Genomic DNA, 24,679 nt, shown 5'->3' with positions numbered 1-24,679 from the left:
GATCAGCGGGGACCTCGGGTGCATCGGATTTGGCGGCGAGGGACCACCATTATCGGAGCCCTGGAATACCGTGGCTGAGTAGCAGCTGGAGCTTGCGCGGGATGGGCGTAAACGCCCCACCGTACGATCTGTCCGAAATGTGGCGCGACTGTTGGGCGCGGTGGCGTTCGGCCCGAAGGCGAACGCGAGCGGAGGCGAGTGCCGAGTAGGCCGCTCCATAGATCTCGGCCCATATGCGTGGTTCGCGCTTGATTGTCGCCAGCAGAAGTCCTTCGAGGCAGAGCGCGACGAGATGGGCGGGCAGCAAAATCCAGATCCATGGCGACGGGGTGCACACTGACAGCACGAATGTCTTGTTTCGCTCGCTCAGGCGCCTTCTGCGGTAGGTGCTATACAGGCGGCCCGCATCCGGACGGTTGCCGCCGAAGCTCTGGCCTTGGCGGTGACGGTAGCCGCTCGCGTCAGTCACCTGCACCGGATGGCCGGCGAGACGCGCACGGCAGCACAGATACATATCCTCGGCGATCGATTCGAACCACTCCGGAAACCCGCCGAGTTCGTGCCACAGGCTGTGCGGGATCCATAGGCAGGCCCCGATGACCATCGCGACGTCGCTGCGTTGCGGGTCGAGGTTGGGGACCGGATTGTAGAAGGGGTCGAGGAGGCAGCCGCGGTCGACGAGTTCGCCTGTCTCCCAGTCATACTGTGGCAGCGTAAGGATGCCGTGCGGGTGCTGCGCCTGCGCATGCTTGTACAAGGCATGCAGTGCGCCCGGGGCGAGGGCTGCGTCGTTGTTCAGAAGCAGCAGGTATTCGCCGCGGGCACGCTGCGCCATGCGGTTGTTGGCGACGCAGAAGCCGACGTTGTCGGCGCTCGTGATGACCTCGACCTGCGGATAGCGCGCACGCAGGAGTTCGAGCGAGCCGTCCGTGGAGGCGTCGTCATGAACGAGGATTTCGACGGAGAAGTCGCAGTCTTGGACGAGGACCGAGTCGATACAGTCGGCGAGCAGGCTCTCGCCGTTGTAGTTGGCGATGCAGACCGAGCAGAGGGGGACCGACGTGCCGGTCATTGCGCCGAAAACCAGGCCCAGGTGCGTTCGAGGCCGGTCGGCAGGGAGGTGGTTGCGGACCATCCGTAGTGGTGCTGCGCGCGCTCGGCCGACAGGACGATGCGCGAGACGTCGACGCTTCGACCCGGCTGGTACTGCCGATTCACGGGTCTTCCGGTCACCGTTTCGATGTGCGTGAGCAGTTCGTTCAGGCTCACGCCGTGGCCGCTGGCAGCGTTCATGATCTGCGTGCCCGAGGGCATCGGACGGGACAGGATATCCAGGCAGAGGCGGATGAAGTCGTCGATATAGAGATAGTCGCGGACGGTGCCGCCGTCGCCCCAGATCGGCAGGGGCGTGTCCTTCAAGATGGCGTCGAAGGCTGTGGGGACGATGCCAAAGCCTTGACGGATGGTCTGTCCCGGTCCGTAGAGATTCGACGGGCGGAGGATCGTGGCGCGAGACGAAAACTGGGCGCTCCAGGCGGAGATGAAGTGCTCGGCGGCCGCCTTGCCCGCGCCGTAATAGGACTTGGGGCGAATGATGTGATGCTCGGTCGCGGGCTCGGTGCCGGCGTCGCCGTATAGGGTGCCACCAGAGGAGAGGTACAGAATTTCGCAGGCTGGATGGTCCTGCAGCGCCTGCAGCAGTGCGAGCGTCGTGCGGAGGTTGGTGTCGAGTTCCTGGAGGGGGTTGCCGGCACTGCTGCCGGGTGTCGACGCGGACGCAAGATGGACGACGGCACGGCACTGGGGCAACCAGCGCGCAAATTGTTCCGGGCGGTCGAACGTGTCGTCGATCGAGATGATCTTGCCTGCGGCGGCAACGGAATGGTGTCCGACGGCGATCAGTGGGACGTTCGCTTCACGGAGTGCACGGGTCAACGCGCTGCCGACGAAGCCGCCGGCGCCGAGCAGCAGGATAGTGTCTTTCATGCCCGGCTGTCCTGCAGCAAGCTTCGATAGAGCGTGATGTAACGAGTGGCACAGTCATCCCAGGTGCCGATCTCGCGCGCGGCCCACTGTCGTGCCGTCTCGCCGGCCTGCTGGTTTGCTTCGGACTGTTCCAGCGTTTCGAGCGCCGCAGCGACGTCCTGCGGCGTGTCGCAGAGCCAGCCGGTCTCGTGGTGGAAGACGATGTTCTCGTGTGCGGGTAGGCGCGAGGCGATGATCGGGAGACCTGCGGCCATCGCTTCGAGCATGACCTGCGGGCGGCCTTCGGCGTGCCGGCTGAGGGTGATGAGGCCGTGCGCGCCGGGGAACCAGTCGCGCATCAGTTCGGCCGGCGAGGCCGGGCCGTGGTAGTGCACCCAGGCCGGGAGCTCGATCTCCTCCTGCATTGGGCCGAAGAGGTGCAGCTCGCGTGTGCCGTCGCGAAAATGCGGTTCGCACCACTCGAACAGAGGGCCCAGCTTGCCGCGCGTGAGGCGCGTGACGGCGAGCCATTTCGCAGGGCCGGTCGGGGCGAGGCTGCGTTCGATGGCGAACCAGCCGGGGTCGATGCCGAAGGGGAGGAAGCGGATCGTTGCAAGGTCGCCGAACTTTTCCGTGAGTTCTGGAACCATCCATTCCGCATTCGGGCAGATTGCCCCTGCTCGGCCGCGCATCGCGCGCCTGAGGAGCGTGGTCATCATCGGTAGTTTCAGCAGTTGCATGTCGGTGCCGAGTACCGTAATCAACGCAGGGCGTCCATTTGACGGCAAGGGCAGGGCGTTCTGGAGCCAGTTGATGTGGTAGACATCCACCTTGCGGCTGCGCACGTATGTGCTGCGCAGGAACTGCAGCAGTCGCAGCGCGTGGGCGACGCCCTGCGGGGCGCTGTTGCGTAGTAGGTGGGCGATGCCGCCCTTCTGCATCAGACCGTCGAGCCAGGCCGATTCCGCGGATGTCGCGGCGGGCCTTACGGCGGGGTGGGATTCGCCCGGCGGGGCCCATAGCTGCAGTGCGAGATCGTCACGCCGAGCGAGCGCGTCCGACAGGTGGCGGATGAAGAGGCCGCGCCAGTCCGTGAGCGTCGACGGATACGATGTGCTGACCATCAGCACATCGAGAGGAGCGGCTTGGTCGATCGGTGCTGGCATCACTTTGTCTGACGAGCACGCGCCGGTTGGCACGGACAGGTGTCAGGTCCGGAAGTATGTATAGGGGCGAGTAGCTGGCAATAACACATGTGTTTGGCATCTACGCTACTGGCAGCGAAGGGTGCCCGGGGCGTGCAAAATGTGCGGCAGTGTCATTGTGACGTAGCTCGGGTTTGTGCGCTGATCACGATCCCCCGTCGTCCGCCGAGGTCGGCAAGTTCGGTGGACGTCGCTTGCCTGCCGACGAGATGTTCCACCGTATCAGCCGGGCATGCAATTCCACTCACTCTGGGTGTCTCGCGTCGATCGTGGCGCGGAACCTCCTGAGGGCCAGGAAGAGCAGCGCTGCAGTGAACAGCGCTCCTGTCTGCAGCCCGAAGGTGGCGGCTACATACTTGACGGCGAGTAGCGCCGCCATGGCGATGAGGAGGATCAGCTTCTCGTCGCGGCCAGCGCCGCGCTGCATCATGTCGGCCCAGATCCAGCCGGCTGCCGGGACCAGCAGAACGAGGTCGTAGAGATAGGTCATCGGGATCGCGAGCGGCGTCGCAGTGCATAGGATTGCCGATTGTAGGCCGAGCGTGTCCGCGCGGCGACGTCCGCGCCACCACACCCAGGCCACAATTGCCACCATCAGCGTTGCCGAGGCGTACTGGGCGTCCCAGGCCGCGTGGAGCGGCAGGCCGGCCATCCTCAGGGTCGCCAGCACGGTTGTCATAGGGATGAAGTTGTAGGCGCCGGCGCCAAAACCTTCCAGGTGGAACAGGGAGGTGCCGATGAACGCGAACCAGGGGTCGTCACCGAAGGCGATGGCGCTTGCGGCGACGGTGGAGAGGACCGTAATCGATGCCGCGGCAAACGTTCGCCAGTGGCCCCCTGCCGCCAGGGCAATCGGGACGAGGATGCCAAAGTGCGGCTTGACGCTCGCGAGGCCGATGAGGATGCCTGCGACGAGGGGATGAGCCGCGAGTAACGTCAGGCCCAGACCGATTAACCCTCCGGTGAGAAAGCCGGTCTGGCCGTACATGACGTTGAAGAATACGGGTGGGGCGGCCAGGGCGAACGGCCAGGCAAGGGCCGAGGGCAGGATCCGGCGCATCGCGGCGAGGTAGGGCACGGCGGTGAGTCCGATCCATGCGAACCACGACAGCAAGTAAGGCATGGCCGCGAGCGGGGCGACCAGCAAGATGAAGGTCGGTGGATACATCCATGGGGCGAAACCGACGCCGCGCGCTTGTTCAGGGGTGATGCCTGGATAGGCGGCGACGGCGGCGCGGCGTCCGGCTTCGGCCATGTACTTGGGGCGATAGAGGTTTTCCGCGGGAATTTCGCTCACCAGTATCGACGCGGCGTAGGTGGGCGTGTAATCGGTGTAGAGCGGCATTTCGCCGCGTGTCGCGGCGCGATAGCCGCTGACGAGTGTCCAGCCGATAAATACGGCATAGGCGGCCGCGACCATCCACAACGCCGTCACGGCAAGGTGCGATTTCTCCATGCGCGCTGGCGTGACCTCAGACGGGGGAATGATCGCCGTATGGTCGCAATGGTCGCAATGGGTACCATCGAGGAGCGGGAAGCGCATTGCAGGATCAGTCCGGCGCAGCCAGCCGATTATCGGGGCTGCACCGGGCGTTTGCAGTCATGAACAAATCAGGGCGGGCTGGAGCAGGTACTGGTCATCCAGTCCTTGCCGTTGGATGGACTTGTTTTATTGGTGGTGCCGCCCTGGCTGTTCGCGATCAGGTTTGCACCGGATTTCTGCGAGGTTCCGCAGTCGGAATCAGACCACGCGGAATTCTCCCTGAAAGTGAGGATCTTGGCCTTGGCGTTGCGGTAGTACGGTCCGTTGCTGTAGGTATCGCTGCTGCCGTTGATGGCCACTTCCTTGCTATCGGTGAGGGCGTAACCGGCCTCGGCGCCGATGTCGTTGAGGTTGACGAGGAAGGACTTGTTCTTCCAGCCGTGGGGTACCGCGATGTGGCACCAGTTGCAGCGCATCTTTCCGATCCTGTTGTAGTGGATGGCGTGCCCGTCCTTGTCGATCGACGTCCTGAAGCCGGTTTGGCCGGTGCTGTCGCTGGATGGAGCGCCATAGCGGCTATAGTCGTGGCAACGGAAGCAGAGGCCGGTGTTTCCATTGCCGGTGTTCTGGTCGTAGGGGCGTTTCAGCAGGAAGTTGTTTTGCGAACCGTGAGGGCCCCACACGCCGGAGTCCGGCGTGATCAGCGGTGCAGTACTTCCGCTGGCGTTGGAGCCGTGGCAGTCGGTGCAATACATCGTCTGCGCGCCAACATTGGCATTCCATGGCGACAACCATGCGTTGGAGCTCATGCCGTTGCGCTGTGACGTCGTACGGCCGGTGACTGCCATGACCGGATGCCACGAGCGGTGATTGGCGCCTTGGTAGCTGCTACCGGCGCCCGTGGCGCCTACCGAATTATTAGGTTGGAATTCCCGTGCCTGGTTCGTGTAGCTTGTGTAGTTGGTGCGCACGCCGTCCGGGTTCGACGGCGTAAGGTTGACGCCCCCCAGCTGCGGTCGCTTCGTGCTGCTCGGAAAGACGTTGTCATCCGGATACGCGTAGTCTGAATGGCATTTGAGGCAGATCTGGTATTCGCGCGTCACCCACGTGCTGCCCACGGCGGTGCTGGCGCCGGTGCCGCCATCGCCTTTCTTTTCGGTGTAGCTGTTGGGAAGGTCGAAGAAACCGTGGCCTGCATAAACCGGTTCGACGCCGAAAGCCCCGCGTAGCGCGCCGGAGGCAATGTTGCCGTTGCCGGTCGACGATGGTGTTCCATCGGCGCCGCCGGGCACGTGAGTGCGCTTGGCGCTGTCGCCGAGCCTGTTGAACAGGTTGTTACGCGTGACGCGGTGTGGAACGTGACAGTCGGGGCATTCGACGTGACGGTTGTTCATATTCACCGAACCGAGCGTCGTGCGGTCTTCGACGAAGTCGCCGTTCTTGATGTCGTGCGTTTCGACGCCGGATAGCTGTTCGGCCGTCGTAATCGGCATGTGGCGTGTCAGGCCGAATTCCGTCTTGATGTCGGGCACCGTGCTACCGGCGGCCGCGCTGATCACCTTCGTGGCCGACGAGGTGTGGCACTGGTAGCAGGTTTCCTCGATCGCCGAAACTGAGTTGGGCGCGGAGGTGGACGCGAAGCCGGTCTTGTAGCTGCTGTCGTTTGTACCTCCGGAGGTGCCGCCGACTCCCTCACGCAACAGGCGTCGCGTGCCCTGTACGGCGTGCGTATCGTGGCAATTCAGGCAGCCCGCCTGCCACACCTTAGTGCCAGTCGGGAACTCACGCAGCGTCGCGGCGTTGGTTGTGTAGGGTTCGTCGGCGATCGTCTCTGAGGCGTGCGAGGAGTCGGACCAAGCGGTACCGAGTTTGTTGTGGCAGCCGAGGCAGATCTGGTCGTTGGCGGGAATGAATTCCCCGCCGGCCGGGGTGACGGCCTGGAGGCGGTTCAGACGCAGGAATTTCGACGCGTTGAGATGCGGATCATGGCAGGTTGTGCATTGAACCTGACCGGCGCCGGCAGTACCGGTGGGTTGCAGGGGCAGCAGGGGCTTGTAACCACTCTTGCGAATGCCGATCACGGTGCCGGTGCCGGACGGATAGCGCTGTTGGGAGTCCATGTGCCGCAATTCGCCATCCGCGGTCGCGAGCGCGTCGTTGAAGGTGAAGGAGATCGGGTGGTCGTTGCGCAGGTCGACGCCAAGGTTGCGGGTAAAGCCCGTGGTCGCGCCTTGTGGACCGGCCGGCATTACACCGCCCGTGCCTGTCCCTGACATCGCGATCGTCTGGTTTGCCTTGCCGCCCAGCACGCCCACGGTGCCCAGGGCCATGGTGCCATCATGGCACGACAGGCACAGCTTGGAGCTCCCGCCCGGTTGCGAGAGCGCGCCAAAGATCGTCTGGGCGTCGAGTGAGTTGGAGGTGTATGGCGTGTAAGTCGCGCTGGATAGCGTGCGGTTCCACAACGGCGCCGGCGCAGCGCTATTCGCGGCATGCGGCGTGTGGCAGAAGACGCAGATCTGTGTTTCGGTGGTGGCCTTGACAGTGCCGGGGCCTGACTTTGACAGGTTATGCTTGGTTAGGGCGATGTTTGCCTGCTGAGCGGTGGCGAACGGGGTGGTCGCCCAGGCGCAAAGAAGGACGGCGACGGCGCCTGCGAACCTTAGGAGGGGGCGTTTCAATGACGCGCTGAGGGCGAAGCCGCTCATGTCAGGGTCTTCCGGGGGGGGGGTACATGACGTCGGATTATGTGGGGACTTCGGTCGTGCGTCGAGAGGTAATACGGGTAATCCGTACTGCATACTCTGTTTCCAGGTCCGATTGGGCGTCTCCAGATCGAATATCGGGTTTGTGCCGCCATCGCGTCAATTATCCCGGACGCCGTCATGGGAATGCAAGGCGATCGCACGACGAGTGAGGCGAGGTCGGGTCAGGAGGTAGGACGGGTTGCTTCGAGGTAGGGGAAGTAGTGACGATCCGCGCCGACCAGGTGCTGCGCCACGACTTCGTAGGCGAGGAAGTGAAAGACTTCGGCGACCGGAAGATCATCACCGGCCTCGCGGAAGAGGCGGTTCGCCTTGTCGAGCAGGTGAGCGTGCTCCGCGGCGTGGGCGACGCGCTCGGGAAAACCGATCCTGGCATGGAGGCGCTCCTCCTCGGCAAAATGCGTGGAGATGTCGACCATCAGCACGCGTGCGATATCGAGTATATGTTCGCGCGGCGCTTGCGCGATGATCCCTTGCAGCAGGTGGTTGGCGTGGTCGAAGAGCTGGCGGTGCTGGCGATCGATGTTCGCGTCGCCGCTGCAGTAGCTGTTGCGCCACACGAGTTGTATCGGCGACTTGCTCTTGCGAGTACCGTCGGGCGAGAAGGCCGTGAGCGGGTCGCACTCGACACGGTTGCGGCCGTCGGACTTCGCGCGGTACATCGCGTGGTCGGCGCGCGCGAACCAGTCCTCGAAGCTTTCGCCGCATTGGTATTCGGCGACGCCGATGCTGACGGTGACGTGGCCGGCGCTCGACAGTCGGGAGTCGGCGACGCGGTCGCGAAGCTTCTCGGCGAGTTGTTCGGCTTCGTGCAGCGAGGCGTCCGGTGCGAGGACGACGAATTCCTCGCCGCCCCATCGCGTGATGGTGTCCGCGCGGCGGATGTCGGTGCGAATGCTGCGCACGAGTTCGACCAGGACGTAGTCGCCGATGGCGTGGCCGAAATGATCGTTGATGTCCTTGAAATGATCGACGTCGAGGATCATCAGCGACACCGGATGTCCGTGCCGTTCGGCGCGCGACATTTCGAGCAGCGCCGCATCTTCGAGGTGGCGCCGGTTCCACGCGCCGGTGAGGCGATCGGTGTAGGCGAGGCGCTCCATCTGTTCGAGCGCGCGCAGCAGTTCGGCATGGCGCGCTTCCGCGGCGGCCATTTCGGTCTGTTCGTCGGCTGTGGCGTGCGGGGGCGCGTTGGGCGTCTGCGGGAGGCAGGACGCCAATTCGGTCGCGATCATGCCGCGCCCAACCGCATCCCCCGCTGCGTCGCGAATCGGAAATCGCGTGACGACGAAGCGCCGCCTGCGCAGGCCGAATTCCGCTTCTTCTTCGGAATGGGTGACATCGGTGTCGTCCCCGGCGCCGCCGACCCGGAGTAGGTGCGGCGAAAGCGGTCCGCGGGAGAGCTCGTCTTCGCGGCGTCCGAGCAGGGACTCGGGCGGCACGCCGAGCGCACCCGCAAAGGCGCTGTTGGCGTACAAATACTCGCCGTCGCATCCGCGGACGGCGATCAGCGCTGGGGATTGATCGACAAGCGCGTGCAGCAGGGATGCGCGGGGATCCTCGGCTTCGCCGGCCGACGAATCTGCAATTCCGCTCATTCCCGTTTCTCCGTACATGATAGGCTGGATTGCCGCCCCCGATTTTGGGGAGACAACATTACCCGCAATTCTAGCGGGAGAAATCAGTATTTAGCGTGCGACGGGTCACGCCGCAGCGGCCAGACGCGGTATATTCGCGCCATCGCGTCGTGCCGAAGCTTTCGCCGCTGTGCGCCCTGCACAACGCAGATGCGAAGATGCCCGTGCCATTCCTGTAAATCCATCCGACATGCAACGTCGCCTGCCAGTTTGCCCGTATTCTCTTCGGCGAGGAATTCACGCGCGATGATCGGCCATGCAGCCATGCGGCATGTCGATCGGCTCGTCGGTGTTCCTCTGTGCGCCTTCCTGACCGGGCTGCGGCGGCTTGGACGGGCGTTCGCAGGGCATGGGGCGGGCGACGGCGGCGAAGTGCGGCGAATCCTGTTCGTCCAATTGGCCGAGTCCGGCAGCATGGTGCTGGCGGATCCGGCAATGCGGTCCGTGGCGGCCCGCAGCGATGCGCGATTGCATTGCCTGACTTTCGCCCGCAATCGCGCCAGTCTTGAGATTGCCGGCTGCATCCCGGACGAGCGGGTGTTCGGTGTGCGCACGGACGGCGTGCTGGTGCTGCTCGTCGACGTATGGCGCTTCTTGCGGTGGGCGCGCACGGTGCGCATCGATGCGATCGTCGACCTCGAACTCTTTTCACGCCTCAGCGCGGCGCTGTGCTTTCTGACCGGGGTGCAGCGGCGGGCCGGATTCCAGCGTTTCGCAGGGATCGGCCTGTATCGCGGCGATCTCTTTTCGCGTCCGGTTGCCTTCGACCCACGCCTGCACATGGCGCAGAACTACATGATGCTCGTCGATGCGCTGTTGCGCGACGGACCGTCGCCGCTCGCCGTGCCCGAGATGCCGGTCGAACGGCTGCTGCCGCGGGTGCGCCGGCGGGTCGTCGAAGAGGGAGAGCGTCGGGCGGCGCAGCGCAAGCTGCGCCGGCTTGCGCCGAGAACGGTGGAGGGCGGAGCGCGCTTGGTGCTGGTGAACGCCAACGCAAGCGCGATGCTGCCGCAGCGGCGCTGGCCGGAGGCGCGTTTCGTCGCTTTGATCCGGGCGGTGCTGGCGCGTTTCGGGGATGTGCAGGTGCTGCTGATCGGTGCCGGCGAGGATAGGGCGACGACGACGGCGATCGCCGCGCAGGTTTCGGATGCGCGCTGCGTGGACGTTGCGGGGCAGTTCACGCTCGGCGAGCTTCCCGCGCTCTTTGGGCTGGCCGCGGCGATGGTGAGCAACGACTCCGGTCCCGCGCACTTCGCCGCCGTCACGGACTTGCCCGTCGTCGTGCTGTTCGGTCCGGAAACGCCGACGCTGTTTCGACCTTTGGGCGACGCGACGGTGCTGAGCGCGGGGCTCCCATGCTCGCCGTGCGTCAACGTGAACAATCAGCGTCGCACACGCTGCACGAACAACCTGTGCATGCGGCGCATTGCAGTGGATGAGGTGTTCGCGGCGCTGTGCCGCGTGCTCGGCGACTCGGCTCTGCACGGCGATGGGGCGCGGGAATGCGCGGAGACGGTCGCGGCATGATTCCCCGCCGTCGAATCGCGTTCGAGTGGGCCGACCTTGGTGATGCCTTGCGCGCGCTCACGGTGTCGCCGTCGCTTGCAGCGGAGCAGGTGCGGGCGTTCGAGGGGGCGTTCGCAGCGGCGGTCGGCGTGCCGCAGGCGATCGCAACGGCGAGCGGACGCGATGCGCTCGGCTTGATTCTCGACGGGTTGGGCTTCGTGCCCGGTGACGAGCTCGTCATCCCTGCCTACACGCTCGGCGAACTGGTGCCGCTGATCCGGGCGCGCGGTATCGTGCCGGTGCCGGCGGACATCGATCCGGCCACTTTCAATGTGACGGCCGACAGTGTTGCCGCGCGAATCGGCGCGCGCACCCGGGGCGTCTTCGTCGTGCATCTGCTCGGTGCGCCGTGCGACATCGGCGCGATCTGCGCGGTCGCCGAGAGGCGCGGGCTGGCGGTGATCGAGGACTGCGCCCATGCGCTGGGCGCGCAATGCGAGGGGCGAGCGGTGGGGAGCTTCGGTCGTGCCGCGCTGTTCAGTCTGGAGGCGACGAAGGCGGTGGCGACTTTTGGCGGCGGCGTGCTGACGACGTCCGATGACGTGCTCGCCGCCCACATCCGCGCGCGAGTGGCAGACCGACCGAGGCGCGAGTGGCCGCCCGTGCGCAAGATGCTGTTGAAGTGGGTGGAGGAGGCAGTCATTCGCAGCCCGGCTTATGCCTTGCTCGCACCCTTGATGTTCTCGGAGCGGGCCGCGGGGGCGTTCGAGAAGCTCTACCGCGGCGCGCACGACAAGGTGCGTGGCAATCCTGCCGCGTTCAGCGCTTTTCAGGCGCGTCTGGGCTTGCGCAAGCTCGCGCGCCTCGCGGCCCGGCAGCAGGTGCTGAACACGCGCTGGGAGGCCCTGGCGGCGCAGTTGCCGGGCCGTTTCGAGCGGCAGCAACGCAATCATCACGGCAGCGCCGCCTTCTACAACTTCGTGGCGCGCTTCGACGGCGATATCGGCGCGTTGCGGCAGGCGGCTTTGCGCGGTGGGCTCGATCTTGGGGTCGGAAGCGAAGTGATGGACGACACGGCGGCGATGCTCGGTTTTGGCGATTGTCCGGGCGCGGCATGCGCATTCCGGCAGGCCGTGTTGTTGCCTTTGTATCCGGGGCTCTCCGAGCGGCGGTTCCGGCGCGTCGTCGCGACGCTGGGCCGGCTGGCGCAGGAGGTCAAATGAGCGGGTCCTCGAGCCCCGTCGTACTGCTGCGTGTCGACCGCGAGGCGGGGCGACACACCGGCCATCCGCGGCATCTGCATCCGGCGCTCGACCTCAAATACATCCAGGCCGGGCTGGAGGCTGCGCTGCACACCCCGGTGCCGCTGCTCGACGGCTGGCTGGGGCGGTTTGCGGTCGACGACTTCGTCGCGCGCGTGCTCGCGCTGCGGCCGCGCTATGCGGTGATTCGCGGCGTGACCTGGTGCATCGGCGAGGCGGTGCGCGTGGCGAGCCGGCTGCGGGGGGCCGGCATCGTGACGATCGCGATCGGGCAGCAGGTGCAGCATTTCGCGCGCGCCGGCTTTGCCGGCTGGGAGGAGGCCTACGACCTGGCGATTCCGGGGGAGGCCGAAGAGGAGACGCCGCGCCTGCTCGTCCGCTTGCTCGCGGGCGAGGACTTGGGGCAGGTGAGGAGCGGATGGCGGCAGCGGATGGCGCCCGGCGATGTCGTACTCGTGCAGGAACCGGATGCGCTGCCGCTACCGCGGGTCGCAGTGGACGAGATGCGCGATTACGCCTTCCCCTTTCCGGTGCAGCGTCGCGGCGCGGCATCGCGCTGGGGCTACGTGTTGACGGCCTGGGGCTGTCCCCGCCCGTGCCGCCATTGCACGGCAATCGTGCGCAAGAGCGTCGGACGAGACCTGCGCGCGCGGACCGTCGGCGCAGTGGTCGACGAAGTGCTGGCGATGCAGGACGAAGGCGTGCAGGCGATTTCTTTCGAGGACGACTCGCTGCTCGTGCATCGCGCGCGCTTCCTGCAACTGGCGGAAGAACTCGTGCGCCGCGGCGTTCGCGTGCCGTGGATGGCGAACGCACGGCCCGACGAGCTCGATGCCGAGCGCGTGGCGGCGGCCGCCGCGGCGAGTGCGATGCTGCTCAAGGTCGGCGTGGATAGCGGGTCGGCGCGGCTCGTCGAGCGGCTGGGCAAGACCGGCGACGGGGACGGGTGGTTGCGGGCGACCGAAGAAGGCTTTGCCCGGCTCAACGAAGCCGGCATTGGATCGGTGGCGCTACTGATGATCGGGATGCCGGGCGAGACGGTCGCGGATGCCCGCGCGAGCCTCGCGCTCGCGCGTCGCATCCGGCCGGATTACGTGCAGGTACAGCGCTACCAGGCCTACCCGGACGTTCCGCTATGGGGCGAACTGCCGGAGAGCGCGCGTGCGCGTAGCGACGAATACCACTACCTGGATTCGGCGACCAACTGCAGCGAGATTCCCGACCGCGAACTCGCCGCGCTGCAGCGCCGGTTCTACCGCGAGTTCTATCTCCGCCCGGGCTTCGTCGCCCGGCACGTCGCGAGGTACTGGCGCCACTACCTGTCGCCGGTGACGCTCGCGCGTCTTCCGGCGACGGTCGGCTATCTGCTGCGGGGCTAAGGGATGGGCCGCCGGGGCGGCCCCTGAAAGATGCCGGCTAAGCTTACGCGCCGCCCGAGCAGCCGCAGCCGCCGCCACCGCCGCCGCATCCACCGCCGGTCTGTGCGGGCGCTGCGGCTGCTTCGGCCGCTGCGGCTGCTTCGGTCGCTGCGGCTGCTTCGGTCGCTTGCAGCTGGACCGTGAAGTCGATGACGACGCCTTCGACGCTCCGCGAGACGTAGTTGATTCCGATCTGAGCGCCGTAGCGTTGACGGATCTGGCCGAGCAGCGGCAGCGGGTCGTGATCATTGACGAAACGCATCGTTTCGCCATCTTCGAGCGACTCGAGCGCGCCGAAGATCGCCGCGTGGCGGAAGCGCTTGGCGACGCCGCGAGCGTCGAAGGGATGGACGGTGTGGCCGGGAACGGGGGAATCGCAGCTCATGGTATTTCCTGTCGGGTCTTTCGGATGATTGGGGTGGGGGTCGCGACGGTTGAATCCTAGGGGCGCGCGGGGGCCAATTCCTTGAGCCAGGACAATTTTCGGAAGTCGATGGCCCGCCGTGCGCCGTGGCCCGGTCTATGACGTTGTGCGGATCGCATTACATTGTGTTACCGTTTGCACGCGCGCGGAAGAGCGCGGAACGGGGCGGGAATGGTTTCACGCGGGCGAAGACAATTCGGATGCCGGATGATCGCGGGCGGCGTCATGCTGGCGGCGTCGCACTGGCTTCCCGCGGCCGACGACAGGCGCCCCGTGATCCTTGCGATCGATGCGGAATTCGGCGTGCCGGCCGCGACGTCGGCGCAGGCGATCCAGCGCGGCGCCGAGCTGGCCTCGGCGGAAATCAACGCCGCGGGCGGCGTGCTCCCGGGACGTCCGCTGGAGATCGTGGCCCGCAACAATAACTCGATGCCGGCGCGTGCCCGCGACAACCTGACCGAGTTGTCCGGGAACCCGGACGTTGTCGCGGTAATGTCGGGCAAGCACAGTCCCGTCGTGCAGCAGCTGATCCCGCTGATCCACGAACTGGGCATGCCTTATCTTGTACCGTGGGCGGCCGCGGACGACATCACCGACAATCGCCATCAGCCGAATTTCGTATTCCGTCTGTCTCTGAGGGATAGCTGGGCGATGGCTGCCCTGATCCAGCGCGCCGAGGCGCGAGGCTATCGCCGGCTCGGCCTGCTGATCCCGAACAACGGCTGGGGGCGCAGCAACCTCGCAGCGATCGAGGAGCAGCTGGCCGGCTCGAAGCGTCTGGCGCTGGTGTCGCGGCAGTCCTACAACATGGGCCATCCGTATCTGCACGAGCAGTACGAGGCCTTGCTGAACGACGGCGCCGAGGTCCTCATCCTCGTCGGCAACGAACTCGAGGGCGTCGCGCTGGTGGATGAGATTTCCGGCCACCTGCCGGCCGATCGCCTGCCGGTGCTGTCGCATTGGGGCGTGACCGGCGGGGAGTTCTTCGAGCGCACCGGCGAGGCCTTGAAGAAGGTCGATTTTTCGGTCGTGCAGACCTTCAGCTTCGTCGATGCGAAGGGCGAACGCGTGCGGCGCATCGTGGATCAGTTGCGCGCGCGCTGGGGTGTTGCGAGTGCGCGCGACATCGATTCGCCGGTGGGCGTGGCCCAGGCTTACGACCTGACGCATTTGCTGGCACTGGCTGTGCGACAGGCCGGAAGTACCGATCGCGCCGCGGTACGTGCGGCGCTCGAGCAAATTCCCGAGTACGCCGGGCTGATTCGCCGGTACCGCCGGCCGTTCACGCCGGCGCGCCACGATGCGCTGGATCCGTCGCAGGTCTTCGTCGCCCGCTATGCACCGGACGGAGCGATCGTGCGCGCCGCGAAGTGACGGGACGCCCGGCGCATGCCTGACGCTCATCCGTCCTTTCATTGGCGCATTGGCCTGCGTGGTCGCTATACGCTCTACAGTGCCGCGCTGACGACGCTCGTCGTGCTGGCGCTGACGGCGCTCTCCTATCTCAACGCGCGCGAGATCGTGCGCGCCGCGGCGGAGAAGCAGTTGCAGCAGACCGCGGTACAGCTTGCCGACCATATCGGCCGCACGATCCTGATCGGCGCCCGCGAAGTCACCACGCTGGCCGATCAGCCGCTGTTCGCGAACGCGATGCTCGATTCGGAGGGGCGCAATACCTACCTGGGCCCCTTCCTCGCGCGCCACGAGTTGCCCGTGAAGATGGAGTACAACCTCGTGCTCGTCGACTACCGCGGCGAGCCGCTGGTCTCGCGGCGCGCGCTGACGAGCTACGCGGACGAGACCTGGCTGGTCGCGGCGGTCGAGCGCGGCGAGAGTTACATGGGCATCGAGCAGCACGATGGCGACGCGCTGTTGCGCATCGCAGCGCCCATCCTCTACCGCTTGACCGGCACGCACGAAGGCGCACTCGTCTTCGAGACGAACCTCACGCAATGGCTCAACGATCCGAGCTCGCCCTTCGCCGAACTGGGTACAGGGTTGGCCCGCATCGAATTGCTGATGGACGAGGTGCCGATCGTGAGCCAGATCCGCAATGCGTCGCCCGAGCAGGTCGCGATGTCGGCACCGATCGCAACCGAGCTGCCGCTGCAGCTTGCGCTCTCGGTGCGGGTGGCGATGGACGAGGCGGCGTTCGAGGAGCCGCTCGAAGCCTTGCTCGGCAAGCACCTGTGGTGGGGGATGCTGGCGGTCGTGCTCGTCGCCGCGGCGAGTGCGGTCGTCGCGCGAGCCCAGGCCCACCGCATCGAGGATCTGGCCGACGACGCGCGCGCCATCGCGCAGAACGGCGAGGCGCGGCATGCGTTGACCGCGGGCCGCTTCGGCAACGACGAAATCGGCGATCTCGCGAACAGCCTCGTGACGCTGCTGGGCGAGTTGAAATCGCACGAAGGCGAGCTCGCGGCGCTAGTCGAGCGGCGCACCGCCGAGCTCGCGGCACGCGAAGCAGACCTCAACCACGCGCAGTCGATCGCCCGCGTCGGCAGCTGGGTGTTCCATCCGGACTTCGGCCAGTTCGAGCTGTCGGCGGAGGCCCGCCGCATCTGCGGCGTGTCCGAGGGCCAGATGCTGCGCTTTGAGGACCTGTTGCGGATGGTCCATCCCGAAGACCGTGAGCTGATGGGCCAGGCGTGGCGGGCGGGGCTGGAAGGCAGCCAGTACAACCATGAGCACCGCCTGCTCGTCGGGGGCGAGACACGCTGGGTGCATGCCCAGGCGGAAGCCAGGTTCGACGCCGGCGGCCGCCTCGTGCGCAGCGTGGGCACGCTGCAGGATGTGACGCAGCGCCGCCAGACGGAAGCGCGGATGCGCGAAGCGCTGGCGGTGTTCGAGGCCTCGTCGCAGGGCATCATGACCACCGACCCGCGCGGCGTCATCGTGTCGGTCAATCCGGCCTTTTGCCGTATCACCGGCTACACGGTGGGGGAAGTCCTCGGGCGCACGCCCTCGGTCCTGCGCTCCGGCCGCCACGACGAGGCCTTTTACCGCGCGATGTGGGCCAGCCTGCTGGAGGAGGGGCAGTGGGAGGGCGAGGTCTGGAACCGGCGCCGCTCGGGCGAGGTGTACCCCGAATGGCTGACGATTTCGGCCGTCCGCGACGTCGCCGGCCGCTTCGTCGAATTCGTGGCGCTCTTCAGCGACATCTCCGAGCGCAAGGAGCACGAGGAAGTGATCTGGCGGCAGGCCAACTTCGATGCGCTGACCGGGCTTGCCAACCGCAGTCTGCTGCACGACCGGATGGAGCTCGCGCTGCTCCAGCAGCGGCGCGCCGGTCAGAAGATGGGACTGCTGTTCCTCGATCTCGACGGCTTCAAGTGGGTCAATGACACGCTCGGCCACAACGTCGGCGACGAGCTGCTGATCGAGGTCGCGCAGCGCCTCAAGGGCTGCGTGCGCGAACACGACACGGTGGCGCGGCTAGGGGGCGACGAATTCACGATCGTCGTCACCGGTCTGCTCGACGCCGAGGTCCTGCGCGCGATCGGCGAAAAGATCCTCGACGTGCTGCGCGAGCCCTTCATCCTCGGCGGCGGCTCGCATCACATCTCGTGCAGCGTCGGCATCACGGTGTTCCCCGATGACGGCACGGACGTCCAGACCCTGCTGCGCAACGCGGACATCGCGATGTACAAGTCGAAGCAGGCGGGCAAGAACCGGCTGCACTTCTATGCGCCGCAGATGCAGGCCGACGTCGCCGTGCATCTGGAGATGCAGGCCGAGCTGCGCAAGGCGATCGCCGCCGAAGCCTTCGTGCTCGAATACCAGCCGATCATCGATGCCGACAGCGGCGAGCTCGCCGGCGCCGAGGCGCTGATCCGCTGGGAGCATCCGGAGCGCGGACGGATCCCGCCCGCCGAGTTCATTCCCGTCGCCGAAGAGTGCGGACTGATCGTCGCGATCGGTGAATGGGCGCTGCGCGCGGCGGCGAGGCAATGGCGGAGCTGGTACGACGCGGGCGCATCGGACCTGCGCCTCGCGGTCAATGTCTCGGGCATGCAATTCCGCGACGCGAGCCTGCCGCCGTTGGTCGCCGAAGTCATTCGCGAGTGCGGCATCGTGCGCGGCGGGCTGGTGCTCGAAATCTGCGAATCCGTGTTGATGGACGGCAGCGTCCAGGCGCAGGCGCGGATGCGGGAGATCAAGGCGCAGGGCATCGGCTATGCGCTCGATGACTTCGGCACCGGCTTCTCGTCGCTGTCCTACCTCAAGCGTTTTCCGGTGGACGTGGTCAAGATCGACCGCAGCTTCGTCAGCGGCTGCCCGGACGACCGCAACGACGCGCACCTGGTCGAGGCAATCATCAACATGACGCACAGCTTGGGCCTGAAGGTCGTCGCCGAGGGCGTCGAGACCGAGGCGCAGATGAACTTCCTGCGCGAACTCGGTTGTGACCAGCTACAGGGTTATCTGGTCGGCAAACCCGTCCCGGCTGCCGAGTTCAAGCAGCTGATCGACCGCCACGTCCTGCTCGCGCCGGCCGAGGGGGTGCGCCTCGTCGAGAACCGCCTGCTGGCGGCGCTGCGTCAGGACGAACTCGATGTCGAACACTGGTTGCGCCGCCTGCTCGGCGAGCACGCGCCCGAGCTCGCGGCCTATCAGGCCGAGAAGGGGTGGGCGCTCCGCGGGCTGGATCTGGAGGAGGCCGTGCGCGCTCACCTCGACTGGCGCAAGCGCCTCAACCGCCACGTCAGTGGGCGGCAGGCGGCCGATCTGCTCGAGGCCGACGAACCGGGCGCGCATTCATGCTGCGAACTCGGTCGATGGATCGCGGCGCAGATTGCGGAGAACAGCGACTGCCTCGGGCGGCTCGATGTCGCGCACCGCGACTTCCACCGCCTCGCGGGGCAGATCGTCGCCGACTACGACCTCGGCTATCACGACAGCGCGCGGAGGCTGCTCGCTGGCCTCAAGTTCCGCACGGCCTCGCGCAACGTCGTCGTCGCGTTGATCGACTGTTACCGCGAGGCGGCCAAGCGCGCGCTCAGCCCGGATACTCGAAACGAACCCGCTTGACGTTACACAGCAGTTCGTAGGAGATCGTGCCCGCGGCCTCGGCGATGCGGTTGACCGGGATGTTGTTGCCCCACAGTTCGACGCGGCTGCCGATGCCCGCTTGCGGCAGGTCGGTGAGGTCGACGGTGAGCATATCCATCGACACGCGGCCGATCAGGCGCGTGCGGATGCCGTCGACGGCGACGGGGGTGCCGTTCGGCACGGTGCGCGGATAGCCGTCGGCGTAACCCATCGCGACGAGTCCGACGCGTGTCGGACGGTCCGCGCAGAAGCGGCCGCCATAGCCGAGCGGGGCGCCTTGTGGGATCTCGCGCACAGCCATGATGCTGCTTTCCAGCGTCATCACCGGCCGTAGCGGGTTGGGGGCGCCGGGCATCGGGTCGGCACCGTAGAGCAGGATGCCGGGGCGTGCCCAATCGCGGTGCGCCTCGGGCCAGCCGAGGATCGCGCCGGAGTTGGCGAGGCTGCGGGGGCCCGGGATTTCGCGAGTCGCGGCGTCGAAGGCGACGATCTGCTCGGTGGTCGAGATCACCTCCGGCTCGTCGGCGCGCGCGAAGTGGGTCATCAGCGTGATGTTGCCGACCTTGCCGCAGTCCTTCAGGCGCTGCCAGGCGGGAAGCATCTCGTGTGACAGGAAGCCCGCGCGGTTCATCCCGCTGTTCATCTTCAGCCACACCTCGATCGGCAATGCCGGGCGGGCGTGATCGATCATGCGGATCTGCTCGGCGTGATGCACGACGATCCACAGGTCGTGTCGCACGACCTCGTCGAGCTCGTCGCCCGAGAACACGCCTTCGAGGAGCAGGATCGGCTGGTCGATGCCGGCGGCGCGCAGTTCGAGCGCCTCCTCGAGGAAGGCGACCGCGAAGCCGTCGGCGTCGGGCGCGAGCGCCCGGGCGCAGGGAATCGCGCCGTGGCCGTAGGCGTTCGCCTTGACGACGGCAAGGGCCCGGCCGCCGTGGCGGCTGCGGGCGAGGAGGTAGTTGTGACGCAGGGCGTCGAGGTCGATCAGGGCGCGGGCGGGTCTCATGCGGCGGGAGAGAGGTTAAGGCCTTGTGAGCGGGAAGCTGCTACTTTGCCATAACGCGCGAGCCCCAGGTCTTGATGACGAATCGCTGGCTGATGTCCCGTGACGAGATCGGCCATCAGCTGGCCCGAGCCGCAGGCCATGGTCCAGCCCAGCGTACCGTGGCCGGTGCTGACGAAGAGGTCGGGGTAGGCGGTGGCACCGACCACGGGGGTGCCGTCCGGGGTCATCGGGCGCAGACCGGTCCAGAACTCCGCCTTCGGCACGTCGCCGCCGCCCGGGAAGAGATCGCTGACGACCATTTCCAGCGTCTCACGACGGCGCGGGTTGAGCCCGAGGTCGAAGCCGCCGAGCTCGGCCATGCCGCCGACGCGGATGCGGTCGGCGAAGCGCGTGATCGCGATCTTGTAGGTTTCGTCGAGCACGGTGGACACCGGCGCGGCCGCGGCGTCGACCAGCGGCACGGTCAGCGAGTAGCCCTTCAGCGGATAGACCGGCAGGTCGAGGCCGAGGGGCGCGAGCATCTGGCGCGAGTAGCTGCCGAGGGCAAGGACGTAGCGGTCGGCCGCGAGCACTTCGTTGCCGACCTGCACGCCGATCACGTCGCCGCCGCCGACCATCACTTCGCGGATGTCCTGGCCGTAGCGGAACTCGACGCCCAGTTCGCGTGCCTTCTCAGCGAGCCGCGTCGTGAAGAGGTGGCAGTCGCCGGTTTCGTCGTTCGGCAGGCGCAAGCCGCCCGCCAGCTTGTGGCTGACGCGGGCGAGCGCCGGTTCGACGCGAGCGAGTTGGTCGCGGTCGAGCAGCTCGTAGGGCACGCCGCATTCCTCTAGGACCTGGATGTCGCGCGCGGCGGCGTCGACCTGGGCCTGGCTGCGGAAGAGCTGCAGCGTGCCGAGGGTGCGTTCTTCGTAGCTAATGCCGGTGTCGGCGCGCAGCGCGCGCAGGCAGTCGCGGCTGTACTCCGAGAGCCGCATCATGCGTTCCTTGTTCACCGCGTAGCGGTCGGCGGTGCAGTTGCGCAGCATCTGCGCCATCCAGCGCAGCTGGAAGAGGCTGCCGTCGGGGCGGATCGACAGCGGCGAGTGGCGCTGGAAGAGCCACTTCATCGCCTTCAGCGGAATGCCGGGCGCGGCCCACGGCGTGGAGTAGCCGGGCGATACCTGGCCCGCGTTGGCGTAGCTGGTTTCGAGCGCCGCGCCGGGCTGGCGGTCGATGACGGTGACCTTCGCGCCTTTGCGGGCGAGGTACCAGGCGGTGGTGGTGCCGACGACGCCGCTGCCGAGGACGAGAACGCGCATGACTGACTCCGATATCCGAACTGTTGAATATCGCTAGTTTAGGCACTCAAAAGCAGTGATTTTCACTAAAATAAAATCTAAAATTAGTGAAATAAATGATTGTGCGGGGCAAATCCCCGTAGGAGGAGTGAAATGCGCGAACTCGACCGGATCGACCGCCGGATTCTCGATCTGCTGCAGAAAAACGGCCGCCTTTCGATGACCGAGCTGGCGAACAAGATCGGCCTGTCGGCGACACCGTGCACCGAGCGCGTGAAGCGTCTCGAACGCGACGGCGTGATCACCGGCTACCACGCGCGTGTCAGCCCGCAGGCGCTGGGCAAGAACCTGCTCGTCTTCGTCGAGATCAAGCTGTCGGCGAAGTCGGGCGAGGTCTTCGACCGCGTGAAGAAGGAACTGCTCTTCGTGCCGGAGGTGATGGAGTGCCACCTCGTGTCGGGCGACTTCGATTATCTCGTGAAGGCGCGCATCACCGAGATGGGCGAATACCGACGCCTGCTCGGCAACATCCTGCTGAAGCTGCCGTCGGCGGCAGAGTCGCGCAGCTACGTGGTGATGGAAGAGATCAAGGAGACGCTCTACGTTCCCGCCGAGTGAGTGCGCAGCGCACCCTCAGATCCGCCCGAGGTCATTCCTTCTTCCAGCGGTCGTGGCCGATGAATTCCTGCCAGCTCAGGTAGCCGTCGTGGTTGGTATCGAGGCGGTCGAAATTCTCCGCCACATAGGTCAGGCGCCCCTCCACTTCGGCTTTCGACAGCCGCCCGTCCTTGTCCGCGTCCGCACCGTCGAAACGTGCGACCGCTTTCTCCCGCGCGGCGCGCCCGAGATCGCCGACGTGATCCTGGCGTTCGAGCGAAGGGATCAGCGTCTGCGCCGTGGCGTTGCAGACGACGCCCAGGAGTAGCGCGGAGAGGGTTGCGGCCGCGAGGCGGCGACAGGGAACGGTGAGGCTGGAGCGTCGAATCTTCATCATGAAATGTTCCGTCAATTCGCGCGCGCAGGCAACCGAAAACGTCGATCCGGCTGGGGTTGTTCATGCTGCGCCGCCAGATGCTCCACTGTGGAACAGCCTGTATCGCGACAAGCGTGTCTAGGTGTTTCAAAGCGGATCAATGCGGCAGGGAAACTTGAAGGCAAAAGCGCCCAAAACGCGCGGAAATGCCGTGAAACAAAGCTTTTGCGCCGATTGGCCCGGAGTTTGCAATGACCGCCCCAAGCCCCGCCGGCAGGCGTGGCTCCGCGCACGTATCGCCGCCTTCAGAGGCATGCGACGCAGGCGATCGAGACAGAACTAGGCACCAAAACCAAAGGCCAAGGAGGCAAAACAAGATGAAATCTCGTGCGAAAACTGGGGTGTTCCAGCGGACGGTACTCGCCAGCGCGCTGTGTGTGCTCGGCCTGGGTCAAGCCCATGCGGTGAGCTTCACCCAAGGGGATTCGACGATCGACATCAACGGGACGATCAACGGCTTTTACTCGCACCGCACGGCCGAATCCGGCGGCGAGAAGACGACGAACTCTGCGCTGACCAACGGCCTGCTGCCGGGCTGGATCAACTTCGTGTTCACGACCAAGGTCGAAGGCCTGGACATCAAGGCACACGTCGGCTTCGCGCCCGGCATCAACGACAAGTCCGACGTCGTCGGCCTGCCGAGCAACCCGGGCTGCGGCGGCGCCACCGGCTGTGACAGCCCGTTCTCGCAGATCGACACGCGTAACCTGTACTTCCAGTTCGGTTCCAGCGACTGGGGCACGGTCAAGCTCGGCCGCGACATCGGCCTCTTCGGCCAGAAGATCATCCTGTCCGACATGACCCTGCTGGGGCTGGGCGGCAACAGCTATGCGGCGACGCCGTTCAACACCACCTTCGGCATGATCGGCCACGGCTACATGTACACCGGCTTCCAGCCGCAGATCACCTACACGACCCCGACGATGAGCGGCTTCTCGGCCTCGGCCGGCATCTTCGATCCGAACCGCTTCGCCGGTGACGAGACCAAGGATCCGGCCTTCCAGGGCATGCTGAACTACGACTGGAAGGGTAGCAGCGTGAGCGGCTCGGTGTGGGCGGGCGCGGTCCATCAGACGACCAGCGGCACCGGCAGCTTCGATGCCAACGGCTATGAGCTTGGCGGGAAGCTGGGCATCGGTAACTTCGAGGCGGTCGCCTACGGCTTCCGCGGCAAGGGCCTGGGCCTGTCGACGGTGGGCGCGCTGTATTTCTCGCCCTTCGAAAAGACTGAGGGCAAGGGCTACTTTGTCCAGGGCACCTACAAGTTCGGCAAGACCAAGGTCGGCATCAACTACGGCGAGAACCGCGACTCTGACGGCCTGCTGACGGACACCAACAAGTTCAAGTCGATGACCGTGGGCGTGTATCACTCGCTCAACAAGTACATCACGCTGGTCGGCGAGTTCAACCGCGAGAAGGGTACGGGTAGCGACGTGTTCCCGGGCGACCTGAAGACCCGCACGATCTCCCTCGGCGGCATCATCTTCTTCTAATCCTGCCCCGGCAGCATCCCGAGGACGGGCTCAGAGTTTGAGCTCGTCCTCGATCAGTTTCTGATAGACGAAGGCAGTCAGGGCGACCTGGTCGGCCGGCGCGTGATCGACGAACTGCACGCCGTGCGCGAAGCGCGAGCGGCCATCCACCGGCGCCTGGTCGAGCTGGATGCCGCGGACGATGCCCTTCAGCGTCAGCAGTTGCTCGATGCCGTTGATCGGCGCCTTGAACTTCAGGACGATTTCGTCGCTCTTCTGGCCGAGCTGGTTGTCGGCCAGCAGCGAACAGCCACCGGTGCTGAGGTCCGATACGATGGCCGCCGCCGAGGGCATATTGCGGCTCTGCACCGCTGCGATCACCCTGACCTTGACGCGCGCATCGCGCCGGACCATCACCGCCTCCACTTCCGCCGGGTAGGACAGGTGCAGGTGGGGATAGGGCACGTTGGTGACCTTGATGATGGTCGCCGGGAAGGCGTAGGCGTTCTTGCCCGAGAACATCCGCGCGATGAAGCTTTGTCCCTCACGCATCATCAGGAACTTGCCGTCCCGCATCGGTGCGGTGACGATGATGCTCTTCCCCTTCAGATAGCCGATCAGCGAGACCGCGAGGCGCATGTTGCCGCCGTCGAACTGCGCCTGCAGCTGGATCGAGTCTCCGACCGCGAGGCGGGTTTCGTCGAGCAGCCTGCGTTCGGTGCGCTGCTCGCTCGCCGCCGGCGCGGGAGCGGGTGCCAGAGCCGCGGCAGGGGCCACCTTGCCCGAAGGCGCCTCGGCTTCGCGGTAGAGACCGCGCGCGAGCAGCGCCCGGATCTGTTGTTCCGATTCGAACTCCCCGCCTTTGTCGAGCAGCATCTTGCCATCGCGGTCGTAGACGGCCCACGGCACGGGTTGTTCGACATACAGGTCCAGCGGGTCGACGGGCGCGAAATACATCGGCGGCAGGCGTTTCAGGGGAGTCGCGACGGGAGGCGATGGTAACGCGTGCGCATGTTCCGGACAATGCCATATTGATGGATGGCCCGATTGCTGGAGTATCGCTTTCCGGGCGGCTTTCCCAGAGGTCTGGAACGGCGCCAAACTCCGCAGCTGGCGCCGTGTCTACGTACTCACATTCCGGTAATATTGCGCACCTTCCGTGGGGATGCGG

18 protein-coding genes are annotated in these 24,679 nt (G+C 66.1%); 7 read left to right on the top strand and 11 right to left on the bottom strand.

Annotated elements, in window-relative coordinates; all coding sequences use genetic code 11:
- Window positions 1–49: 49 nt before the first annotated feature.
- The 6 genes from VJ673_RS07115 to VJ673_RS07090 form a co-directional block, all read right to left on the bottom strand.
- Complete coding sequence (locus VJ673_RS07115; RefSeq protein WP_324125361.1) at window positions 50–1,072, bottom strand: glycosyltransferase family 2 protein; 1,023 nt, start codon at window positions 1,070–1,072, stop codon at window positions 50–52.
- On the bottom strand, window positions 1,069–1,986 hold the full coding sequence (locus VJ673_RS07110; protein ID WP_324125360.1) for an NAD-dependent epimerase/dehydratase family protein: 918 nt from the start codon (window positions 1,984–1,986) through the stop codon (window positions 1,069–1,071). Before VJ673_RS07110 ends, VJ673_RS07115 begins: the two co-directional genes overlap by 4 nt.
- Complete coding sequence (locus VJ673_RS07105) at window positions 1,983–3,131, bottom strand: glycosyltransferase family 4 protein (RefSeq protein WP_324125359.1); 1,149 nt, start codon at window positions 3,129–3,131, stop codon at window positions 1,983–1,985. Before VJ673_RS07105 ends, VJ673_RS07110 begins: the two co-directional genes overlap by 4 nt.
- A gap of 283 nt (window positions 3,132–3,414) precedes the next feature.
- Window positions 3,415–4,713, bottom strand: coding sequence for a glycosyltransferase family 87 protein (locus VJ673_RS07100; protein WP_324125358.1), 1,299 nt, complete (start codon window positions 4,711–4,713; stop codon window positions 3,415–3,417).
- A 68-nt stretch (window positions 4,714–4,781) separates the two neighbouring features.
- Window positions 4,782–7,361: a cytochrome c3 family protein gene (locus VJ673_RS07095; RefSeq protein WP_324125357.1), complete on the bottom strand. Its 2,580-nt coding sequence runs from the start codon at window positions 7,359–7,361 to the stop codon at window positions 4,782–4,784.
- A 221-nt stretch (window positions 7,362–7,582) separates the two neighbouring features.
- Complete coding sequence (locus VJ673_RS07090; protein WP_324125356.1) at window positions 7,583–9,016, bottom strand: diguanylate cyclase; 1,434 nt, start codon at window positions 9,014–9,016, stop codon at window positions 7,583–7,585.
- 285 nt (window positions 9,017–9,301) lie between these two features.
- On the opposite strand from VJ673_RS07090, the gene VJ673_RS07085 reads away from it, so the two are divergent.
- Genes VJ673_RS07085 through VJ673_RS07075 form a run of 3 tightly spaced genes read left to right on the top strand, consistent with a single transcriptional unit; the run spans window position 9,302 to window position 13,202 of the window.
- Window positions 9,302–10,582 carry a glycosyltransferase family 9 protein gene (locus VJ673_RS07085; RefSeq protein ID WP_324125355.1) on the top strand — a complete coding sequence of 427 codons (1,281 nt, stop codon included), beginning with the start codon at window positions 9,302–9,304 and terminating at the stop codon, window positions 10,580–10,582.
- A complete protein-coding gene (locus VJ673_RS07080; protein WP_324125354.1) occupies window positions 10,579–11,784 on the top strand; it encodes a DegT/DnrJ/EryC1/StrS family aminotransferase in 1,206 nt (401 codons plus the stop codon). Before VJ673_RS07085 ends, VJ673_RS07080 begins: the two co-directional genes overlap by 4 nt.
- Window positions 11,781–13,202, top strand: a complete 1,422-nt coding sequence (locus tag VJ673_RS07075; RefSeq protein WP_324125353.1) for a B12-binding domain-containing radical SAM protein — start codon at window positions 11,781–11,783, stop codon at window positions 13,200–13,202. The genes VJ673_RS07080 and VJ673_RS07075 overlap by 4 nt, the downstream gene beginning before the upstream one ends.
- A gap of 43 nt (window positions 13,203–13,245) precedes the next feature.
- Here the strand turns inward: VJ673_RS07075 and VJ673_RS07070 are convergent, their stop codons facing one another.
- A complete protein-coding gene (locus VJ673_RS07070) occupies window positions 13,246–13,626 on the bottom strand; it encodes a DUF2249 domain-containing protein (protein WP_324125352.1) in 381 nt (126 codons plus the stop codon).
- Between the two features lie 246 nt (window positions 13,627–13,872).
- Between VJ673_RS07070 and VJ673_RS07065 the strand changes: the two genes are divergently transcribed.
- Both VJ673_RS07065 and VJ673_RS07060 read left to right on the top strand, forming a co-directional pair.
- Complete coding sequence (locus VJ673_RS07065; protein WP_324125351.1) at window positions 13,873–15,039, top strand: ABC transporter substrate-binding protein; 1,167 nt, start codon at window positions 13,873–13,875, stop codon at window positions 15,037–15,039.
- Between the two features lie 15 nt (window positions 15,040–15,054).
- A complete protein-coding gene (locus VJ673_RS07060; protein WP_324125350.1) occupies window positions 15,055–18,696 on the top strand; it encodes an EAL domain-containing protein in 3,642 nt (1,213 codons plus the stop codon).
- Here the strand turns inward: VJ673_RS07060 and alr are convergent.
- Together alr and VJ673_RS07050 are read right to left on the bottom strand one after the other, a co-directional pair.
- Window positions 18,665–19,726, bottom strand: a complete 1,062-nt coding sequence (gene alr / locus VJ673_RS07055; RefSeq protein WP_324125349.1) for an alanine racemase — start codon at window positions 19,724–19,726, stop codon at window positions 18,665–18,667. The genes VJ673_RS07060 and alr overlap by 32 nt on opposite strands.
- Window positions 19,723–21,024 (bottom strand): D-amino acid dehydrogenase, encoded by a 1,302-nt coding sequence (locus VJ673_RS07050; RefSeq protein ID WP_324125348.1) that lies wholly within the window; start codon window positions 21,022–21,024, stop codon window positions 19,723–19,725. The genes alr and VJ673_RS07050 overlap by 4 nt, the downstream gene beginning before the upstream one ends.
- Window positions 21,025–21,156: 132 nt before the next feature.
- Between VJ673_RS07050 and VJ673_RS07045 the strand changes: the two genes are divergently transcribed.
- Window positions 21,157–21,621, top strand: a complete 465-nt coding sequence (locus VJ673_RS07045; RefSeq protein WP_324125347.1) for an Lrp/AsnC ligand binding domain-containing protein — start codon at window positions 21,157–21,159, stop codon at window positions 21,619–21,621.
- A 31-nt stretch (window positions 21,622–21,652) separates the two neighbouring features.
- Here VJ673_RS07045 and VJ673_RS07040 read toward each other — a convergent pair whose 3' ends face one another.
- On the bottom strand, window positions 21,653–21,997 hold the full coding sequence (locus tag VJ673_RS07040) for an EF-hand domain-containing protein (RefSeq protein ID WP_324125346.1): 345 nt from the start codon (window positions 21,995–21,997) through the stop codon (window positions 21,653–21,655).
- A 356-nt stretch (window positions 21,998–22,353) separates the two neighbouring features.
- On the opposite strand from VJ673_RS07040, the gene VJ673_RS07035 reads away from it, so the two are divergent.
- On the top strand, window positions 22,354–23,529 hold the full coding sequence (locus VJ673_RS07035) for a porin (protein WP_324125345.1): 1,176 nt from the start codon (window positions 22,354–22,356) through the stop codon (window positions 23,527–23,529).
- Between the two features lie 30 nt (window positions 23,530–23,559).
- Here VJ673_RS07035 and VJ673_RS07030 read toward each other — a convergent pair whose 3' ends face one another.
- Entirely contained in the window at window positions 23,560–24,465 is a 906-nt protein-coding gene (locus VJ673_RS07030; protein ID WP_324125344.1) for a flagellar brake protein, read from the bottom strand.
- Window positions 24,466–24,679: the final 214 nt, after the last annotated feature.

This window comes from Aromatoleum sp., from assembly GCF_035254505.1.
Lineage (GTDB): Bacteria > Pseudomonadota > Gammaproteobacteria > Burkholderiales > Rhodocyclaceae > Aromatoleum.
This window is presented reverse-complemented; position numbering and strand designations above follow the sequence as displayed.

What these genes read in the sequence shown, in the direction of transcription:
- VJ673_RS07095 (WP_324125357.1), bottom strand. Translation starts at nt 7,361, where the DNA reads ATGAGCGGCTTCGCCCTCAGCGCGTCATTGAAACGCCCCCTCCTAAGG.
- VJ673_RS07060 (WP_324125350.1), top strand. Translation starts at nt 15,055, where the DNA reads ATGCCTGACGCTCATCCGTCCTTTCATTGGCGCATTGGCCTGCGTGGT.
- VJ673_RS07100 (WP_324125358.1), bottom strand. Translation starts at nt 4,713, where the DNA reads ATGCGCTTCCCGCTCCTCGATGGTACCCATTGCGACCATTGCGACCAT.
- VJ673_RS07105 (WP_324125359.1), bottom strand. Translation starts at nt 3,131, where the DNA reads ATGCCAGCACCGATCGACCAAGCCGCTCCTCTCGATGTGCTGATGGTC.
- VJ673_RS07085 (WP_324125355.1), top strand. Translation starts at nt 9,302, where the DNA reads ATGATCGGCCATGCAGCCATGCGGCATGTCGATCGGCTCGTCGGTGTT.
- VJ673_RS07110 (WP_324125360.1), bottom strand. Translation starts at nt 1,986, where the DNA reads ATGAAAGACACTATCCTGCTGCTCGGCGCCGGCGGCTTCGTCGGCAGC.
- VJ673_RS07050 (WP_324125348.1), bottom strand. Translation starts at nt 21,024, where the DNA reads ATGCGCGTTCTCGTCCTCGGCAGCGGCGTCGTCGGCACCACCACCGCC.
- VJ673_RS07070 (WP_324125352.1), bottom strand. Translation starts at nt 13,626, where the DNA reads ATGAGCTGCGATTCCCCCGTTCCCGGCCACACCGTCCATCCCTTCGAC.
- VJ673_RS07045 (WP_324125347.1), top strand. Translation starts at nt 21,157, where the DNA reads ATGCGCGAACTCGACCGGATCGACCGCCGGATTCTCGATCTGCTGCAG.
- VJ673_RS07065 (WP_324125351.1), top strand. Translation starts at nt 13,873, where the DNA reads ATGATCGCGGGCGGCGTCATGCTGGCGGCGTCGCACTGGCTTCCCGCG.
- VJ673_RS07115 (WP_324125361.1), bottom strand. Translation starts at nt 1,072, where the DNA reads ATGACCGGCACGTCGGTCCCCCTCTGCTCGGTCTGCATCGCCAACTAC.
- VJ673_RS07080 (WP_324125354.1), top strand. Translation starts at nt 10,579, where the DNA reads ATGATTCCCCGCCGTCGAATCGCGTTCGAGTGGGCCGACCTTGGTGAT.
- alr (WP_324125349.1), bottom strand. Translation starts at nt 19,726, where the DNA reads ATGAGACCCGCCCGCGCCCTGATCGACCTCGACGCCCTGCGTCACAAC.
- VJ673_RS07035 (WP_324125345.1), top strand. Translation starts at nt 22,354, where the DNA reads ATGAAATCTCGTGCGAAAACTGGGGTGTTCCAGCGGACGGTACTCGCC.
- VJ673_RS07075 (WP_324125353.1), top strand. Translation starts at nt 11,781, where the DNA reads ATGAGCGGGTCCTCGAGCCCCGTCGTACTGCTGCGTGTCGACCGCGAG.
- VJ673_RS07040 (WP_324125346.1), bottom strand. Translation starts at nt 21,997, where the DNA reads ATGATGAAGATTCGACGCTCCAGCCTCACCGTTCCCTGTCGCCGCCTC.
- VJ673_RS07030 (WP_324125344.1), bottom strand. Translation starts at nt 24,465, where the DNA reads ATGTATTTCGCGCCCGTCGACCCGCTGGACCTGTATGTCGAACAACCC.
- VJ673_RS07090 (WP_324125356.1), bottom strand. Translation starts at nt 9,016, where the DNA reads ATGAGCGGAATTGCAGATTCGTCGGCCGGCGAAGCCGAGGATCCCCGC.